At 72.6% G+C, this 17,654-nt stretch carries 18 protein-coding genes; 4 read left to right on the forward strand and 14 right to left on the reverse strand.

Translation table 11 applies throughout. The features are described 5' to 3' along the window. The first annotated feature begins 281 nt into the window (after positions 1–281). Entirely contained in the window at positions 282–794 is a 513-nt protein-coding gene (locus LN652_RS04720; protein WP_230443534.1) for a hypothetical protein, read from the forward strand. Here the strand turns inward: LN652_RS04720 and LN652_RS04725 are convergent. Next, on the reverse strand, positions 791–1,423 hold the full coding sequence (locus LN652_RS04725; RefSeq protein ID WP_230443535.1) for a hemerythrin domain-containing protein: 633 nt from the start codon (positions 1,421–1,423) through the stop codon (positions 791–793). The genes LN652_RS04720 and LN652_RS04725 overlap by 4 nt on opposite strands. Positions 1,424–1,547: 124 nt before the next feature. Between LN652_RS04725 and LN652_RS04730 the strand changes: the two genes are divergently transcribed. Continuing rightward, on the forward strand, positions 1,548–2,201 hold the full coding sequence (locus tag LN652_RS04730; protein ID WP_230443536.1) for a hypothetical protein: 654 nt from the start codon (positions 1,548–1,550) through the stop codon (positions 2,199–2,201). On the opposite strand, the gene hisH is transcribed toward LN652_RS04730, so the two are convergent. Genes hisH through hisD form a run of 4 tightly spaced genes read right to left on the reverse strand, consistent with a single transcriptional unit; the run spans position 2,198 to position 5,848 of the window. Continuing rightward, positions 2,198–2,833 (reverse strand): imidazole glycerol phosphate synthase subunit HisH, encoded by a 636-nt coding sequence (gene hisH, locus LN652_RS04735; RefSeq protein WP_230443537.1) that lies wholly within the window; start codon positions 2,831–2,833, stop codon positions 2,198–2,200. The two genes, LN652_RS04730 and hisH, sit on opposite strands and share 4 nt — an antisense overlap. Then, a complete protein-coding gene (gene hisB, locus LN652_RS04740) occupies positions 2,830–3,438 on the reverse strand; it encodes an imidazoleglycerol-phosphate dehydratase HisB (protein WP_230443538.1) in 609 nt (202 codons plus the stop codon). The genes hisH and hisB overlap by 4 nt, the downstream gene beginning before the upstream one ends. Continuing rightward, positions 3,435–4,535 (reverse strand): histidinol-phosphate transaminase, encoded by a 1,101-nt coding sequence (locus tag LN652_RS04745; protein WP_230444687.1) that lies wholly within the window; start codon positions 4,533–4,535, stop codon positions 3,435–3,437. Before LN652_RS04745 ends, hisB begins: the two co-directional genes overlap by 4 nt. A gap of 5 nt (positions 4,536–4,540) precedes the next feature. Further along, positions 4,541–5,848: a histidinol dehydrogenase gene (gene hisD / locus LN652_RS04750; protein ID WP_329958486.1), complete on the reverse strand. Its 1,308-nt coding sequence runs from the start codon at positions 5,846–5,848 to the stop codon at positions 4,541–4,543. An 83-nt stretch (positions 5,849–5,931) separates the two neighbouring features. Here hisD and LN652_RS04755 point away from each other — a divergent pair, with 83 nt between their 5' ends. Both LN652_RS04755 and ybaK read left to right on the forward strand, forming a co-directional pair. Then, the gene (locus LN652_RS04755; RefSeq protein ID WP_230443540.1) at positions 5,932–6,597 is read left to right on the forward strand and encodes an LON peptidase substrate-binding domain-containing protein; all 666 of its coding nucleotides are present in this window, start codon (positions 5,932–5,934) and stop codon (positions 6,595–6,597) included. Between the two features lie 156 nt (positions 6,598–6,753). Continuing rightward, a complete protein-coding gene (gene ybaK, locus LN652_RS04760) occupies positions 6,754–7,242 on the forward strand; it encodes a Cys-tRNA(Pro) deacylase (RefSeq protein WP_230443541.1) in 489 nt (162 codons plus the stop codon). Positions 7,243–7,254: 12 nt separating this feature from the next. On the opposite strand, the gene LN652_RS04765 is transcribed toward ybaK, so the two are convergent. From LN652_RS04765 to LN652_RS04805, 9 genes are all read right to left on the reverse strand, one after another. Continuing rightward, a complete protein-coding gene (locus tag LN652_RS04765; protein WP_230443542.1) occupies positions 7,255–8,973 on the reverse strand; it encodes a DUF3352 domain-containing protein in 1,719 nt (572 codons plus the stop codon). Between the two features lie 64 nt (positions 8,974–9,037). Continuing rightward, positions 9,038–9,601, reverse strand: coding sequence for a hypothetical protein (locus LN652_RS04770; RefSeq protein ID WP_230443543.1), 564 nt, complete (start codon positions 9,599–9,601; stop codon positions 9,038–9,040). Next, complete coding sequence (dnaE, locus tag LN652_RS04775; RefSeq protein ID WP_230443544.1) at positions 9,598–13,158, reverse strand: DNA polymerase III subunit alpha; 3,561 nt, start codon at positions 13,156–13,158, stop codon at positions 9,598–9,600. Before dnaE ends, LN652_RS04770 begins: the two co-directional genes overlap by 4 nt. 161 nt (positions 13,159–13,319) lie before the next feature. After that, positions 13,320–14,285, reverse strand: a complete 966-nt coding sequence (locus LN652_RS04780) for a DUF2332 domain-containing protein (RefSeq protein ID WP_407941524.1) — start codon at positions 14,283–14,285, stop codon at positions 13,320–13,322. Between the two features lie 118 nt (positions 14,286–14,403). Further along, the gene (locus LN652_RS04785; RefSeq protein WP_230443546.1) at positions 14,404–14,928 is read right to left on the reverse strand and encodes a DUF6886 family protein; all 525 of its coding nucleotides are present in this window, start codon (positions 14,926–14,928) and stop codon (positions 14,404–14,406) included. Positions 14,929–14,980: 52 nt separating this feature from the next. Then, the gene (locus LN652_RS04790) at positions 14,981–15,706 is read right to left on the reverse strand and encodes a GNAT family N-acetyltransferase (RefSeq protein WP_230443547.1); all 726 of its coding nucleotides are present in this window, start codon (positions 15,704–15,706) and stop codon (positions 14,981–14,983) included. Beyond that, positions 15,693–16,631, reverse strand: a complete 939-nt coding sequence (locus LN652_RS04795) for an RluA family pseudouridine synthase (RefSeq protein ID WP_230443548.1) — start codon at positions 16,629–16,631, stop codon at positions 15,693–15,695. Before LN652_RS04795 ends, LN652_RS04790 begins: the two co-directional genes overlap by 14 nt. Positions 16,632–16,639: 8 nt before the next feature. Then, positions 16,640–17,215, reverse strand: a complete 576-nt coding sequence (lspA, locus tag LN652_RS04800) for a signal peptidase II (RefSeq protein WP_230443549.1) — start codon at positions 17,213–17,215, stop codon at positions 16,640–16,642. Beyond that, complete coding sequence (locus LN652_RS04805; RefSeq protein ID WP_230443550.1) at positions 17,188–17,613, reverse strand: TraR/DksA family transcriptional regulator; 426 nt, start codon at positions 17,611–17,613, stop codon at positions 17,188–17,190. The genes lspA and LN652_RS04805 overlap by 28 nt, the downstream gene beginning before the upstream one ends. Positions 17,614–17,654 lie beyond the last annotated feature (41 nt).

Raw genomic sequence — 17,654 nt, forward strand, 5'->3', positions numbered from 1 at the left:
CGTGAGCCGAACGTAGACCCGGCGTTCACCACCGGCAACCCCACGTCTAGGGGGGTGGCGGCACACGACATCCGCCGTCCCCACCGTGGCGGCACACGTCACCCGCCGGACCCACCGTGGCGGCACACGACATCCGCCGGGCCACCGTGGCGGCACACGACATCGAGTTCGGCAGATCATCTGTCGTGTGCCGCCACCCACGACGTACGTCTGTCGTGTGCCGCCACCCACGACGTACGTCTGTCGTGTGCCGCCACCCCGGGCCGAGTAGCGTCGGGGACGTGATCGGCGACCGGTGGGGCGTGAGCGAGGCGGAGGTCGCGCGGGCCTACGGCTGCGACGCGTTCGAGCCGGCGCCGACACTGCAGGCGTGGCGCGGGGTCAGCGTGGCCGTGGAGCCCGCGGCCGTGTGGGCCCGGGTGAAGCAGGTGCGGTTGGCGCCCTACTCCTACGACCTCGTCGACAACCTCGGGCGGCGCTCGCCCCGGGACCTGCGCGAGCTCCCCGAGCCCGCGGTCGGGGATCCGTTCACGCGCGCCTTCGGCCTCGACCAGGGGCGGGTCGTCGCGGTCGAGCCCGGCCGGGAGCTGACCGCGCGGATCATGGGGGCGCACATGTCGTACGCCGTCGTGCCGGACGGGGACGGGTGCCGGCTGCTGCTCAAGGTCGTGGCGCGCACGAGCCGCCCGGTCGCGCCGGTGCTGTCGCTCGGAGACCTGGTGATGGCGCGCAAGCAGCTGCTCACGCTGAAGGAGCTGGCCGAGGGCGACGCCCGGGCGGTCCGCGACGCCTAGCGCCAGACCGGGGCGACCTCGCGCCGGTAGCGGCGCGCCAGCAGCGTGGTGAGGACGGCGATCACGGGGGCGGGGATGGTGGCCCGCAGCGAGGCGCGTTCGCGCTCCCCCGCGCCGTCCTGCATCCAGGCGAGAGCGTTGGCCGCGTCGACGACCGACGCAGGACGCATCCGGGAGGCGGCCTTCTTCCACTCGGGGTCGTCCTCGAGGTCGCCCATGATCCCCTCGACGTCGGCCTCCTCGTGGTCGAGGTGGCCGTTGATCACCTCGCGCGCGGCCGCGACCTCGTCGGCGGCCGCCGTCGCGGTGGCGGTCGTGGGCGTCGCGACCACGGCGTCGATCGCGGCGGACGAGGCGGCCAGCGCCTGCTTCATGGCGACGTGCTCGTCCTCCATCTGCGCGAGCAGCCGGCTGTCGAAGCCGCGCGAGGCGAGGAAGGGCCACGCGATGGCGTCCTCGGCCTCGTGGTGGTGGGTCAGCTCGCGCACCAGGTTCTGCCAGGCCGTACGGACCTGGCGGGCGCGGTCGCCGTCGCCGTCTCGCAGCGACCGCAACGCCTGCTCCGTGCGGCTCACGTCGCGGCGCACGGCCGCGTGGATCACCTGGTTCATGCTCAGCTTCTCCCCCATGCGGGGACGGTAGCCCGGCCCGGGGGCAGGTCGCGATCCCCAAAATGCGGCAGGAACTGGTGACGCCGGGTCCCCACGGATGGCACGATCCCGCCCGACCGATCGAGCACCCTGGGGGACCCCGATGACACCGCTCCTGCGCCGCCTGGCCGCCACGACCGTCGCGGGCGGCCTGCTCGCCTGCTCCGGGACGGCCGCGCACGCGGAGCAGTGGTGGGGTCGCGACGCCGCGCACGACGCCACCGAGTGGTCCTACTCCCCCGAACCGGAGCCGTGCGGCACGCTCACCGAGCACGACCGGCCGCGAGAGGCCGCCACCGACATCCTCGGGCTGGGCGTGCGTCACGACGGTGCGACGATCGAGCTGAGCACCCGGCTGCGGGACGCCTCGCCCTGGCGAGGCACCCTGCTGTCGTTCGTGCTGGACACGCCGCGCGCGTCCGACTCGGTCCACGAGGTGAACGTCCAGCGCGCCCGGCCGGGCGGTTCGCTCGAGGCGATCCTCTACTCCTCCCACATCGGCGAGCCCGACGCCTGCGGTGCGGCCGGTGGCGGCGGGAGGGGCCTGCCGTGCGACCTCGCCGTCACCGGTCCGAGCACTCGCGGCGCGGTCACCGTGCGCGTGCCGCGCTCCTGCCTCGGACGGCCGAGGTGGGTGCGCGTCGGCGCGTCGACGCTGCGCGACGAGGGTCGTGCGCTGCGCGGCGACACGTGGGGCCGGGGCACCGCCGACGCGCCGTACGGTCCGTTCGGCCCGCGGGTCGCGCACGGCTCCTAGAGCGAGCGCACCCAGTTGCGCAGCAGCGCGGCGCCGGCGTCGCCGGACTTCTCCGGGTGGAACTGGGTGGCCGAGAGCGGGCCGTTCTCGACCGCGGCGACGAACCGGTCGCCCCCGTGCTCGGCCCACGTGACCAGCGGCGCGGCCGTGCGGTCGTTGGTGACGAGGTCCCAGGAGCGCGCCGCGTAGGAGTGGACGAAGTAGAACCGCTCGTCCTGCACGCCGTCGAAGAGGCGGGTGCCCTCGGGGACGTCGACGGTGTTCCAGCCCATGTGCGGGACGACGTCGGCCTCCAGCCGGGTGACCCGGCCCGGCCACTCGTCGCAGCCGTCGGTCTCGACGCCGTGCTCGACGCCGCCGGCGAAGAGGATCTGCATCCCCACGCAGATGCCGAGCACCGGACGGCCGCCGGCGAGGCGCCGGCCGATGATCCGCTCGCCCTTGATCGCGCGCAGGCCCGCCATGCAGGCGGCGTAGGCGCCGACACCCGGCACCAGCAGGCCGTCGGCGGCGAGCGCGGTGTCGAAGTCGCCGGTCAGGGTCACCTCGGCGCCGGCGCGCTCGACGGCGCGGACGGCGGAGCGCAGGTTGCCCGAGCCGTAGTCGAGGACGACGACGGAGGGTCCGGTCACAGGGTGCCCTTGGTCGAGGGCACGCCCTGCTCGCGCGGGTCGAGCGCGACGGCGTCGCGGAACGCCCGGGCGAACGCCTTGAACTGCGTCTCGACGATGTGGTGCGGGTCGCGCCCGGCGAGGACGCGCACGTGCAGGCCGAAGTGGCCGTGCTGGGCGATGGACTCGAAGACGTGCTGGGTCAGCGACCCCGCGTAGGGCACGCCGGAGCCACCGATGAGGGCGTAGACCTGGCCGTCCGGCTCGCCGGTGTGCACGCAGTAGGGGCGCCCGGAGACGTCGACGACGGCCTGCACGAGCGCCTCGTCGAGCGGCACGGTGGCGTCACCGAAGCGGCGGATGCCGACCTTGTCGCCGAGGGCCTGGCGCAGCGCCTGCCCGAGCACGATCGCGGTGTCCTCGACCGAGTGGTGGGCGTCGATGTGGACGTCGCCGGTGGTGCGGACGGTGAGGTCGACGAGCGAGTGGCGCGCGAAGGCGGTGAGCATGTGGTCGTAGAACCCGACGCCGGTGGACACCTCGGAGCGGCCGGTGCCGTCGAGGTCGACCTCGACCAGGACGCTCGACTCCTGGGTGGTGCGCTCGATGCTCGCCGTGCGGGTCATGCGTTCTCCTTGGTCACGTCCGTCAGTGCCTGCCTGAATGCTGCCATCTCGTCCGCGGTGCCGATCGAGACCCGCAGCCAGCCGTCCGGGCCGGTCTCGCGGATCAGCACGCCGCGGTCCACCAGCCCCTGCCACACCGCGTGGCGGTCGGCGAAGCGGCCGAAAAGGGCGAAGTTGGCGTCCGAGTCGGCCACCTCGTGGCCCTGCTCGCGCAGCCACGCGACCGTCCGGTCGCGCTCGGCGCGCAGCTCCTCGACCCGGCCAAGCAGCTCGGGCGCGTGGCGCAGCGCCGCGAGCGCGGTCGCCTGGGTGACGGCCGACAGGTGGTAGGGCAGCCGCACGACGCGGATCGCGTCGCAGATCGCCGGGTGCGCGGCGAGGTAGCCGACGCGGGCACCGGCGAGCGCGAACGCCTTGCTCATCGTGCGGCTGACCACCAGGTTGCGGTGCGCCGGGAGCAGCTCGAGCGCGCTCGGGGTGCCCGTGCGGCGGAACTCGCCGTAGGCCTCGTCGACCACCACGATCCCGCCCGGCTCGTAGGAGGCGGCCGCCTCGCAGAGCATCGACACCGCCTCCGGCGGGAGCGCCGTGCCGGTGGGGTTGTTGGGGCTCGGCAGCAGCACGACCGACGGCCGGCGCTCGAGGACCAGGTCGCGGGCGGCGTCGAGGTCGAGCGAGAAGTCCTCGGCGCGGTGGCCGGTGACCCACTCGGTGACGGCGTCGCGGGCGTACTCGGGGTACATCGAGTACGTCGGGGCGAACGACAGCGCGCAGCGGCCCGGGCCCCCGAAGGCCTGCAGCAGCTGGAGCATCACCTCGTTGGAGCCGTTGGCGGCCCACACCATGTCGGCGCCGATCCCGGACCCGCCGGAGGTGTTGAGGTAGGCGGCGAGGCCCTCGCGCAGCGCGGTGAACTCCCGGTCCGGATAGCGGTTGAGCGACGCCGCGGCCTCGCCGACGGCGCGCGCGATGTCGGCCGCGGCCTCGGGCGAGGGACCGTAGGGGTTCTCGTTGACGTTGAGCTGGACCGGGACGTCGAGCTGCGGCGCGCCGTAGGGCTCGATCCCCTGCAGCGCCTCGCGCAGGGGTGGGAACACCGCGCTCACCGCTGCTGCTCGAAACGCACCGACACCGCCTGGCCGTGGCCCGGCAGGTCCTCCGCGCCAGCGAGGGTCACCACGTGGTCGGCGACGTCGGCGAGGGCGGCGCGCGAGTAGTCGACGACGTGCATCGACCGGGTGAAGGCGCGCACCGACAGGCCGCTCGAGTGGCAGGCGCAGCCGGCGGTCGGCAGCACGTGGTTGGAGCCCGCGGCGTAGTCGCCGAGCGACACCGGTGCCCACGGCCCGACGAAGATCGCACCCGCGTTGCGGACGCGCGCAGCGACGGCCGCCGCGTCCCGGGTCTGGATCTCGAGGTGCTCGGCGGCGTAGGCGTCGACCACCTGCACCCCCTGGTCGACGTCGTCGACCAGCACGATCGCGGACTGCGGGCCGCCGAGCGCGGTGCTGACCCGCTCGGTGTGGCGCGTGGCGAAGACCTGCTTGTCGAGCTCGACCTCGACCGCGTCGGCCAGGGCCGGCGAGTCGGTGACCAGCACCGAGGCGGCCATCGGGTCGTGCTCGGCCTGGCTGATCAGGTCGGCGGCGACGAAGGCGGGCTCGGCCGAGTCGTCGGCGAGGATCGCGATCTCGGTGGTCCCCGCCTCCGAGTCGATGCCGACCACGCCGCGCACCAGCCGCTTGGCTGCAGCGACGTAGATGTTGCCGGGGCCGGTGACCAGGTCGACGGGGCGGCACGGGCCCGCGCCGTGGGCGAACATCGCGATCGCCTGGGCGCCTCCGACGGCGTAGACCTCGTCGACGCCGAGGAGCGCGCACGCAGCGAGGATCGTCGGCTCGGGCAGACCCTCGCGGTTCTTCTGCGGCGGGCTGGCCAGCGCGATCGACCGGACCCCGGCCACCTGGGCGGGGACGACGTTCATCACCACGCTGCTCACCAGCGGGGCGAGCCCGCCGGGGACGTAGAGGCCGACGCGCTCGATGGGCACCTTGCGGTGGGTCACGACGGCACCGGGGGCCACCTCGGTGGTCACGTCGCGCTCGAGCTCGGCCTCGCAGGTGGCACGCAGGCGGCGTACGGACTCCTCCAGCGCCGCGCGCACGTCGGGGTCGAGCTCGGCGAGGGCCGTCTCGAGCGCCTCCCGCGGCACGGTGATGTCGTCACGGTCGACGCCGTCGAAGCGGGCCGACAGCTCGACGATCGCCTCGACGCCGCGGGTCCGGACGGCGTCGATGATCGGCTGCACCTGATGCGTCGCGGCCTCGACGTCGAACTCGGCGCGGGGCAGGCTCGCGCGGTAGTCGACGGACGCGCGGTCGGCGCCCCTCAGGTCGATGCGGCGGATCAGGGACATGCCCCGATTCTAGGTTCCGCGGCGGGTCGGCCCGAACTCGGCGGTGCAGGGTGGACCGGGGCGGCTACGTTGGTGGGGTGAGCGACACGCTGCCGATGTTCCCGCTGAGCACCGTCGTGTTCCCGGGCATGAGCGTGCCCCTGCACGTCTTCGAGGACCGCTACCGGATGCTCGTGCGCCACCTGATGAGCGTCGAGGACCCGGCCGACCGGGTGTTCGGGACCGTCGCGATCCGCGAGGGCTACGAAGTGGGCGACCACGGCGCGCAGTCGGTCTACCGGGTCGGGTGCGTGCTGCAGCTCACCGAGGTGGACCGCAACGACGACGGCACGTTCGACATCGTCGCCGTGGCGCGCGACCGGCTGCAGCTCGAGGAGATGCAGCGCGGCGACGAGTTCCCGCAGGGCGTCGCGGCCGTGCTGGTCGAGCCCCACGTCGAGGTCCCCGACGACGTGCTCGAGCGCGCCCGCGCGACCTTCACCGCCTTCCGCGCTGCGATGACCGAGCTCCAGGGCGACCCCTACAGCGGCACCCTCCCCCGCGACCCCGACTACCTCGCCTGGACGCTCTCGGCGCTCGCGCCGCTGCCGATGGCCGAGCGGCAGTCGCTGCTCGAGGCGCACGACGCGACCGAGCGGCTGCGCCTGGTCACCCGGCTGCTCACCGACGAGCTGCGCGCGATCAACGTCATCCCGTCGCTGCCCGCGACGCAGGTCGCCCGCACGGCCTGGTCGCCGAACTGAGGCGCGCAGCGGCGCGCGAGGCACGAGCGCGGCGCGTGGGCGCGGCCAGATCGAGCAAGCGACGCGGCTGAGGAACGAAGCCGCACGAGCGCGTCGAGATTGAGACGCGCAGCGGCGCGCGTCGGGATCCACCCGGCCGGCTGATAGGAACGAGCCGTGACGAAACGACGGACGGTCGGCGGCACCCCCGCCGCCGTGGCGCTGACCGCCGCGGGCATCGCGTACGAGGTGCACACCTACGTCCACGACCCGCGGGCGACGTCCTTCGGTGCCGAGGCGGCGGAGGCGCTCGGGCTGGACCCGGCGCGGGTCCTCAAGACGCTGCTCGCCTCGCTCGACGGCGCCCTCGTGGTCGGCATCGTCCCCGTCTCGGGCCAGCTCGACCTCAAGGCGCTGGCCAGGGCGCTGGGCGGGTCGAGGGCGGTGATGGCCGACGTCGCCGCGGCCGAGCGCAGCACCGGCTACGTCGCGGGCGGCATCTCGCCGTTCGGCCAGAAGCGGCGGCTGCGGACCGTGGTGGACGCCTCGGCGCTCGACCACCCGACGGTCTTCGTGTCGGGCGGGCGCCGCGGTCTGGACCTCGAGGTCGCCCCGGACGACCTGGTGGCGGCCACCGGAGCGGTGACCGCCACCATCGGGCGTTGAGCTGGTCCGACGTCAGTCGGTGGTGAGCTCGAGCTTGCCGTGCATCACGTCGTCGTCGATCCAGCTGCTGATGCCGAAGGACGACAGCGGCTCGAGGTTCTCGCTGACCTCGGGCATGTCCTCGGTCACCCGGGCCAGCCAGTTGTCGTCGGCGTCGAAGTTCACGAACAGCAGGCTCTGGGCGTCGCCGTCGACGACCTTCGCGTAGTCGTCGTTGCCGCCGAGGTCGCCACCGGCCTCGAGCTTGCCGCGGTAGTCGTCCTGGAGCGCGAGCACGGCGTAGCCGTCGCCCTCGGTGACCTCCATGAACTCCGCCATCTCCGGCGGGACCTGGGCCTTGACCTTGTCGAGCACGGCCTGGATGTCACCGGCGTCGCCCTTGATCGTGATGCCGACCGGGACCTCGCCGGGACCGCCGTTGGCGATCGCGTCGGGGTCGATGCCGCTGCCGACCGAGAGCGTCACGCCCTCGCCGAGGAGCGTCTCGATGTCCTCGGGGAACGACAGGCCGGTCTCGCTCTCCATCTGCGCGATGCCGTCGTCGATCGAGGCGGAGTCGTCGGGCAGCGTGGTCTTCAGGTAGTCGACGAACGCCTGCGCCCAGCCCTGCTCCAGCGCGAAGCCCATCGCCGCGACGGTGTCGTCGGGGAGGCCGTCGACGAGCGCGACGCCCTCGTCGGAGTCGAGGTACTTCGACATGTCCGGCTGGTAGTTCGACACGGCGTACTCGACCTCGACCGAGCCGTCGTCGAAGCGCACGGTGGCGGCCATGCCGTCGAAGCCGTCGATCACCTGCTGGAGCTCCGGCGGGACCTCCTCGGACCCGGTGTCGGACGAGGTGTCGTCGGTCGGCTCCTCGAAGCAGGCGTTCATCTCCTCGGGCGTGGTGGCCGCGTCGAGGCACTCCTGGTCGAAGCCACCGGCCGACGAGCCGCTCAGGTCGCCCAGCAGCGGTCCGCCGAGCGAGGAGCCCATGCCGGCGGCCTCGCCGAGGTACTTGGCCGCCCCCTTGGCGACGTAGAACGACATGAACCCGTCGTCGCCGGCCTCGCCGGTCCACGTCCCGAACGCCTCGTCGTCGGCCAGGGAGCCGGAGCCGGCGTCGTCGACCACCTTCTGGGCGGTCTCCTTCGTCTCGGCGAGCACCAGCCAGTCGCCGTCGACCACCCAGCCGCCGACGTCGCCGGAGCCCTCCTCGCCGCCGCCGCAGGTGTCGATGAGCTTCTGCACGCCCTCCTCGGCCTTGCCGGAGTCGGTGACCTGCACGACCGCGACCGGCGCGGGCTGGTCCTCCCCGACCTCGACGGCCGCCATCGCGGCGCGCGCGCCCAGCCACGGCTTGACGTCGTCGGCGTAGCTCAGGCCCTCGCACCCGCCCGAGGAGGTGATCTCCTCGAACAGCCGCTCGCGCAGGTCCTCGTCGCTCTTGATGTCGACCTGGTCGGTGAAGCCGGGGAACTTGCGCAGCGTCTTGATCGCCTCGATCTTCTGACCGCCGCTCGGGTCGAGGTCGACGCTGGCGTAGGCGATGGTCGAGTCCGGCAGCGCCTCCGCCGGCTGGGCCCCCGTGGCGAAGAAGCTGGTCGCGGCCCAGGCGCCGCCGGCCACGACGGCCGCTCCGGCACCGAGCGCGCCCAGGACGACCAGGCGCTTGCGGTTGTCGTTGTCCGGAGCGGCCTCAGCCGGTCCGGAGGTGTCGAGGTACTCCGGGCCACCCGGTGTCATGCTCATCTGCTGCTGCCCCCACTCACGGGGTCCCGACCAGTCGGGACCGCCCCAATACGTCGGGCTGAGCCTACCCGCGGATGCGCCTGCCGAACCCTCTACCGGCCAAGAGGTAGGTGCCGACCAGACCGGCCATCGCGCCGGCCGGCAGGGCGAGGAGCGCGGTGGAGCGCCAGGCGACCGCACCGTCGTCGGGGGCGGTCAGGCCGAGGTCGCCCGGGAGCGTGGTGTAGTCGGGGCTGCCGGCCGCCAGCACCTGCGGGTCGGCGGGACCGAGCCCGCTGCCGACGGCGTACATCACGGCGGCGGCCAGGCAGGACGCGACCAGCACCGTGACGACGGTCGCGGTCTCGTGGTCGCGCCACAGCCCCGCGACGGCCGCGAGGACGAGTCCCAGGGGGAACGCGATCGCGACGAAGAGCCAGATCCCCTGGAAGGCGACGTCCGGACCGGCGGGCTCGAGGTACCAGGCACCCTGGTAGGTCAGCCCGTCGGGCGCGTCCCACAGCCGCTCCCAGACCACTCCGGCCACCGCGCCGGCGAGGAGGAAGGCGACGACCACCGCGACGAGGCGCCGCACCAACGCCCGTCGGGGCGTCGGGTCGGTGGTGGGGTCGGTGGCGGCCCCGGTCATCCGGCCAGGCACCCCGGGCCGAGCAGCTGCTTGAGGTCGGCGAACAGCGCGGGGCTCGGGGTGACCCGCAGGTTGTCGTCGAGCCTGAGCACCTTGGTGGAGGCGCGGGTCAGCAGGCGCAGCTGCACCTCGGTCATGCCCGGGTGGGTGCCGAGCACGTCGCGGAGCTGGGCGACCACCGGCGGCGTGCAGCGGGTCGAGGGCAGGCTGATCACCACCGGGCCGGCCGGACCCTGGGTCAGGTCGGGGGCGGTGACCTCCTGGCCGCGCAGCTCCGGCTGGTCCTTGTCGCGCGAGAGGCTGCCCTTGATCCGGACGATCTGGTCCTCGACGAGCAGCGTCGAGGCCAGGGTGTACGCGCTGGGGAACAGCAGCACCTCGATCGCACCGTCGAGGTCCTCGAGGGTGATCGTGGCCCACGGGTCGCCGCGCTTGGTGATCTTGCGGCTCACCGAGGTGATCAGGCCGCTGACGGTCAGCATCGAGCCGTGGGCCCGGTCCTCGTCGAGCATCAGCTGGCCGATGGTGCAGTCGGTGCCCTGGGACAGGACGTGCTCGAGGCCGAGCAGCGGGTGGTCGGAGACGTAGAGCCCCAGCATCTCCCGCTCGTGGCCGAGCAGGGTCATCTTGTCCCAGTCGTCGATGTCGGGGATGGTGACGCTCACCCCGAAGCCGCCCTCGTCGTCGCTGAGGCCGCCGAAGAGCGAGTCCTGGCCGATCGCCTCGTTCTTCTTGAGGTCGACGAACTGGTCGACCGCGGTCTCGTGGACCGCGACCAGCGCCCGCCGCCGGTGCTTCATGTCGTCGAACGCGCCGGCCTTGATGAGGGACTCGACGACGCGCTTGTTGCACACGAGCGCCGGGACCTTCTCCATGAAGTCGTTGAAGTCGGTGTAGCGGCCCTTCTCCTCGCGCGCCGCGACGATGCCGGCGACCACGTTGTGGCCGACGTTGCGCACGGCGGTGAGGCCGAAGCGGATGTCGTGGCCGACCGGGGTGAAGTTCGCCTGCGACTCGTTGACGTCGGGCGGCAGCACCTGGATCTTCATCCGGCGGCACTCGTTGAGGTAGATCGCCATCTTGTCCTTGTCGTCCTTGACGGACGTCAGGAGGGCGGCCATGTATTCAGTCGGGTAGTTGGCCTTGAGGTAGGCGGTCCAGTAGGTGATGACGCCGTAGGCGGCCGAGTGCGACTTGTTGAAGGCGTAGTCGGAGAACGGGAGCAGGATCTCCCACAGCTTGTCGATCGCCTGCTGCGGGAACCCGCGCTCGAGCATGCCGGCCTGGAAGCCGGCGTACTGCTTGTCGAGCTCCTCCTTCTTCTTCTTGCCCATCGCGCGGCGGAGGTTGTCGGCGGCGCCCAGGGTGAAGCCGGCCAGGACCTGGGCGATGGCCATCACCTGCTCCTGGTAGACGATCAGGCCGTAGGTCTCGCCCAGCACCGGCTCGAGGGCCTCGGCCAGCGCCGGGTGGATCGGCTCGATCGCCTCGCGCCCGTTCTTGCGCCGGGCGTACTTGTTGTGGGAGTCGGCGCCCATCGGGCCGGGACGGTAGAGCGCGGAGACGGCCGTGATGTCGGCGAACACGTCGGGCTGCATCGAGCGCAGCAGCGCGCGCATGCCCGAGCCGTCGAGCTGGAAGACGCCCAGCGTGTCGCCGCGGCCCATCAGCTCGTAGGTGGGCCGGTCGTCGAACGGCAGCTCCTCGAGCACCACGTCGAGGTCGCGGTTGATCTTGATGTTGGCGAGCGCGTCCTCGAGGATGCGCAGGTTCGACAGGCCGAGGAAGTCCATCTTGACCAGGCCGAGCGACTCGCACATCGGGTAGTCGAACTGCGTGATGATCGCGCCGTCCTGCGGCCGCGCCATGATCGGCACGACGTCGATGATCGGCTCGCTCGACATGATCACGCCGGCGGCGTGGACGCCCCAGTTGCGGATCTGGCCCTCGAGGCCGAGGGCGGTGTGGAAGATCGTGCGGACGTCGGGGTCGGAGTCGTGCAGCGCGCGGAACTCGCCGCCCTCGCCGTAGCGCTTGTGCTCGGTGTTGAAGATGTCCTTGAGCGCGACGCCCTTGCCCATCACGTCGGCGGGGAGCGCCTTGGTGATCCGGTCGGAGATCGCGAAGCCGTGGTCGAGCACGCGCGCGGCGTCCTTGATGGCGGCCTTCGCCTTCAGCCGGCCGAAGGTGGCGATCTGCGCGACGCGCTCGGTGCCGTACTTCTCGGTGACGTACTTGATCACCTCGCCGCGGCGGGCGTCGTCGAAGTCGATGTCGAAGTCGGGCATCGAGGGGCGCTCGGGGTTGAGGAACCGCTCGAAGAACAGGCCGTGCTCGAGCGGGCACAGGTCGGTGATGCTCAGCGCGTAGGCGGCGATCGACCCCGCACCGGACCCGCGACCGGGACCGACGCGGATGCCGTTGCGCTTGGACCACTGGATGAAGTCGGCGACCACGAGGTAGTAGCCGCAGTAGCCCTTCTGGGAGATGACCCCGAGCTCCATCTCGACGCGGTCCTTGACCTCCTGGGTCAGCCGGTCGCCGGGGTAGCGGGCCTCGATGCCGCGCCAGACCTCCTTGCGGAACCAGGACTCCTCGGTCTCCCCGGCGGGGACGTCGGCGCGCGCCATGTAGCCGCCGGTCGACTCGGTGAACTCGACGTTGCACCGCTCGGCGATCTCGAGGGTGTTGTCGCAGCCGTCGGGGAACTCCGACCAGAGCTCGCGCATCTCCGCCGCGGACTTGATGTAGTAGCCGCCGCCGTCGAACTTGAGCCGGTTGGTGTCGGCGAGGCGCTTGCCGGAGGCGACGCAGATGAGGGCGTCCTGGCCGTCGGCGTCCTCGGGGTTGGTGTAGTGGGTGTCGTTGGTGACGATCGTCGGCAGGCCGAGCGTCTTCGCGATCCGGACCAGGTCCTCGCGCGTGGCCCGCTCGGCGGCGATGCCGTGGTCCATCAGCTCGAGGTAGAAGTTGTCCTTGCCGAAGATGTCCTGGAACTCGCCGGCGGCGCGCAGCGCCTCGTCGTACTGGCCAAGCGTGAGCCGGGTCTGGATCTCGCCGGAGAGGCAGCCGGTGCTGGCGATGATGCCCTTGGAGTAGCGCTGGAGCAGCTCGCGGTCCATGCGCGGCTTGTAGTAGTAGCCCTCGATGCTCGCCAGGCTCGCGAGGCGGAAGAGGTTGTGCATGCCCTCGGTCGTCTCGGCCCACATCGTCATGTGGGTGTAGGCGCCACCGCCCGCGACGTCCTTGCCGCCCTCCTCGGCCGAGTCGCCCTTGCCCCAGCGGATCCGCTTGCGCTCGCCGCGCGGCGTGCCGGGGGTGAGGTAGGCCTCGATGCCGATGATCGGCTTGACGCCGTGCTTCTTGGCCTTGCTGTAGAAGTCGTAGGCACCGTGCAGGTTGCCGTGGTCGGTCATCGCGATCGCCGGCATGCCGAGCTCGCTGGTGCGGGTGAAGAGCCCGTCGAGGAGCGAGGCCCCGTCGAGCATGGAGTACTCGGTGTGCACGTGCAGGTGCACGAAGTTGCCCGCTGGGTTGACTGTGGAGCCGGCCGACATGGAGGAGACTTCCGCACCTTTCGGGGGTCGCTGACGGTGTCACGAGGACAGGAGCTGACGAGTCAGCAGCGCCGCACCGGGAGCCCGGCGAGGCGCTCAGAGGGGAAGGACGCCAGCCTACGTCAGTGTGCCGGGCCCCACCGACAGGGCACGCCGGGGCGTCAGGCGAGCCACTCCAGGGAGTGCCCGTGGCCGTGGCTCCACGCGACCGGGACCCCGTCGAGCGCGGTCACGAAGCGCCCCGGCGGGACCTCGCGGTCCCCGGTGACCTCCGGCAGGACGCGCCGGCCCTCGTTGCTGATCCACCGGCACCGGCCCCCGGCGACCAGGCCGGTCATCAGGTCGTGGAAGCGCCGGCGGCCGGGCTCGTCGAGGTAGGCGATCACGGCGGAGTGCAGCACCACCGGTGTGCCGTGCGGCGCGGCGTCCTCCAGCAGGCCCGGGAGGTAGTCGAACAGGTCTCCGCGACGCAGCGACGGAGGCTCGCGACGGGCCACCTCGAGGGCGGAGCGCAGCCGCTCGCGGCGCTCGTCCTGCTCGGGCCACACCAGGTTCTCCAGCCAGGCCGAGGCGTCGGGGTCGGTGACGTCGAGGGGGTTGAGGTCGACGCCGCCGCGCCACGCGACCTCGGGGTGCCGGTGCGGAACCGGGAGCGGCCCGGTGGCCGTCGCGGTGAGCAGCGACCCGCCGCTCCCCCGCAGCGAGCCGGCGGGCGGCCAGGCGTAGTCGTAGCGGTCGGGGAACAGGCACAGCCCGGCGCTCGCGCCGACCTCGACCAGCGCGAGCGGTCCCTCGACCAGCGCCAGCACCGGGGTCAGGGTGGCGAGCCGGCCGACCTCGTTGGTCTGGGTCGCCCGCGCGAGCACCGTCGCCCGCACCTCCGGCTCCTGCTCGAGCAGCACCCGCCGCAGGCCGGCGTACGGCCCCGGGGCCGGCGCGCCGTGCCACCGGGCGGCGGCGAAGACGAGGTTCGGCTGGCGCTTGAGCGGCGGCAGCGTGGCCAGCCAGCCGAGCACCTCCTCGTCACCGACCACCCCGAGCGCCCACTCCTCGAAGCACGGCGAGTCGCCCGCGGCGTAGGTGGCGAAGTCGCGGTACTCCTCGATCACGTCGTCATGGAGCAGCACGGGCACCATCCTGCTCCTCCTCAGCGATCCCCGGCTGACCGGGGATCGCTGAACTTGTCAGGCCGTGCATGGCCTGACAAGTTCAGCGAGAGCCTGACAAGTCCGCGCTGCGCACCGGTCAGCGGCGGGTGGGGAACGGCCCCGCCGGTCCAATGCCCGCGTTGCCCATCCGGATCCCGGAGAACTCGCGGCCGGCCGCGCGGACCTCGGCGAAGTGCTCCTCGAGGTCGGGCAGCACCCGCAGCTCGATCCCGTGCCGGGAGTGCAGCCCGACCAGGTCGCCCACCTCGACCGGCGGCCCGAGCGGCTCGACCGGGACAGTGGCGACCCACGCGTGCGGCCGGTCACCGAACGGCCGGAACGGCCCGGCGTCGAAACGGTAGGCGTGGAGCCGGGTCGTTCCGACCGCGCCGAGCCACGCCTCCTCGATCGTGTGGACCCGGTCCTCGGCACGGCCGTCGACCTGCACCCACGAGCACGCGCGCGGGCACTGGCGGGGGAACCAGTAGCACGGGCTGTTGAGCGCATCGACGGCCCAGACGTACGCCTCCGGCTGCCGGGCGGTCGCGGCGACGTGCGGCACGAACCGCTCGATCGACGGGTCCTCGCTGAAGTGGAGGACCTCCCCGGGGCTCGGCAGCACCGCACCATGGTGCCCCACCTGGGACGGTGGATGGTGGAGCGCCGGGCCCGACCTAGCGTCCCGCGGCTCCACCGTCGCCGTGGGCGACCTCCAGCGACGCCGCGATGACCACGTCGACGATCCGGGCCACCCGCTCCTCGCCCAGCTCGGGCACCACAGCGGCGACCCGGCGGGCGATCTCGGCCTCGCGGGCGGGGTCGCGCTCGGTGGAAGGCTTGACCGACTGGACGGCTCGGGTCAGCGCCGTACGCCGCGCGAGCACGTCACCGAGCACAAGGTCGGTCTCGTCGATCAGCCCGCGCAGGAACGCCACCGGGTCGGCGCCCGGCCACGCGACCCGGACGTCGGGCGCACGCTCCTCGTTGGCGCTGCCGTCGGTGCGCTCGAGCTCGAGGCAGCCGCGGCGCAGGTAGAAGTCGCGGGCGGGCCGGTTGGACTCGAAGACCCACAGGCAGAAGCCGTCCGGACGCCGGCTGGTGACGAGGTCGAAGAGCGCCGAGCCGACACCGCTGCCCTGCCACGCCGGGGCGACGTAGAGGTCGTCGAGCCAGGTCGGGGTGAACCGGGCGTAGCCGACCACCGCGCCGCCCGCCACCGCGACCCAGACGTCCTCGGCCGCGAGGTCCCACCCGGCGACCCAGGCCCGGACCTCCTCGTCGGTGTGCACGCCGGGCGGCATCGCGGGGACCGCGGCGGCGCGGGCTGCCAGGTGCACCGAGGCCACCTGCTCGAGGTCGCCGGCGCCCGCGGGACGCAGGGTCGGCTCAGGCGCCGTCACGGATGACCTCGAGGGCGTGGGCGAGGTCGTCGGGGTAGGTGGACTCGTAGGTGACGTACTCCCCCGACTCGGGGTGCTCGAACCCCAGCCGCATCGCGTGCAGCCACTGGCGCTCGAGCCCGAGGCGCGTGGCGAGGACGGGGTCCGCGCCGTAGGTCAGGTCGCCCACGCACGGGTGCTTGAGCGCGCTCATGTGGACCCGGATCTGGTGGGTCCGGCCGGTCTCGAGGTGGATCTCCAGCAGGCTGGCGAACCGGTGCGCCTCGAGCGTCTCGTAGTGGGTCACGCTGTGCCGGCCGTCGGCCATGACGGCGAACTTGTAGTCGTGGTGCGGGTGTCGGCCGATCGGGGCGTCGACGGTGCCGGACAGCGGGTCCGGGTGGCCCTGCACGAGCGCGTGGTAGGTCTTGTCGACCGTGCGGTGGCGGAACGCGTTCTTCAGCACCGAGTACGCGTGCTCGGACTTGCAGATCACCATCACGCCGCTGGTGCCGACGTCGAGGCGCTGCACGATGCCCTGGCGCTCGCTGGCGCCGCTGGTGGAGATCCGGAAGCCGGCGCCGGCGAGGTGGCCGACCACCGTCGGGCCGGTCCAGCCGGGCGACGGGTGGACCGCGACGCCGACGGGCTTGTCGATCACCACGATGGCGTCGTCGTCGTGGATGATCCGGATGCCCTCGACGATCTCGGGCACGACCTCGAGCGGGTCGGCCTCGACGGGGATGGTGACGTCCAGCATCGCCCCGGCGTCGACGCGGTCGCTCTTGCCGACGGCGGCGCCGTCGACCTGCACCAGGCCCGCCGTGATCAGGTCGGCCGCGCGGGTGCGGGAGAAGCCGAACATCCGCGCCATGGCGGCGTCGACCCGCTCACCGGCGAGGCCGTCGGGAACGAACACCGTGCGCTGGTCGGCGTGGCCGCTCATCGCCGCCCTCACCCGTCCTGCTCGTCGGCGTCCGACCGCTCGGACTCGCGAGTGCCGTCCAGCGCGATCCCGCGGAAGGTCTGCAGGATGATCAGGCCGGCGGCGACGTTGATGCACACGTCGGCGAGGTTGAAGACCGGCCAGTTCGGCAGCATCAGGAAGTCGACGACGTGCCCGTGGAGCGGCTCGGGGTCGCGGACCAGGCGATCGGTCAGGTTGCCGCCCACCCCGCCCAGCAGCAGGCCGAGGGCCAGCGCCCAGCCGGTGCTGGCGATCCGGCGGCTGAGCCAGAGCACCACGGCCACGGCCACCATCGCCAGGCAGGTGAAGACGATCGTGAAGTCCGTGCCGGTGCTGAAGGCCGCACCGGGGTTGAAGGTCAGGTGCAGGGTGAACCAGTCACCGAAGACCGGCACGTCGCCGTCGGCGAGCGCCGACAGCGCCCACTGCTTCGTGCCGAGGTCGAGCGCGTAGGCCACGACCGCGACTGCGACGAAGACGAGCCGGGCGCCGGAGCGGCGACCGGGAGGCCTCTGGACGGTCTGGTCGCTGGAGTTCAGCGACGCTCCTCGCGCTGCTTGCATGACATGCACAGTGTGGCATGCGGCACCGCCATCAACCGATTCTTGCCGATGGGGTTGCCGCACGACTCGCACACGCCGTAGGTGCCGTCGTCGATGCGTGCCAGCGCGCGCTCGAGCTGGACCAGCATCTCGCGCTCCTTGGCGAGCACGGTGAGCTCGTGGTCGCGCTCGAAGCTCGACGCACCGACGTCGGCCTGGTCGTGGCCGGCGCCGTCACCGGCGTCGCGCATCAGGCCGGCGAGCTCGGCCTCGGCCTCGCCCACCGACGTGGTGAGCCGCTCGTGGTGCTCGCGCAGCTCCGTCACCACCTCGTCGAGCTCGGCACGGGTCCACGCCGACTCCTGCTCGAGCACGACGAGCGACGACGGGGTGGCCTTGCGGGGCGCGGTCTTCTTCACCGGGGCCTTCTTCACAGGAGTAGGGGCCGTCTTCGTCGCGG

The organism is Nocardioides okcheonensis (assembly GCF_020991065.1).
GTDB lineage: Bacteria > Actinomycetota > Actinomycetes > Propionibacteriales > Nocardioidaceae > Nocardioides > Nocardioides okcheonensis.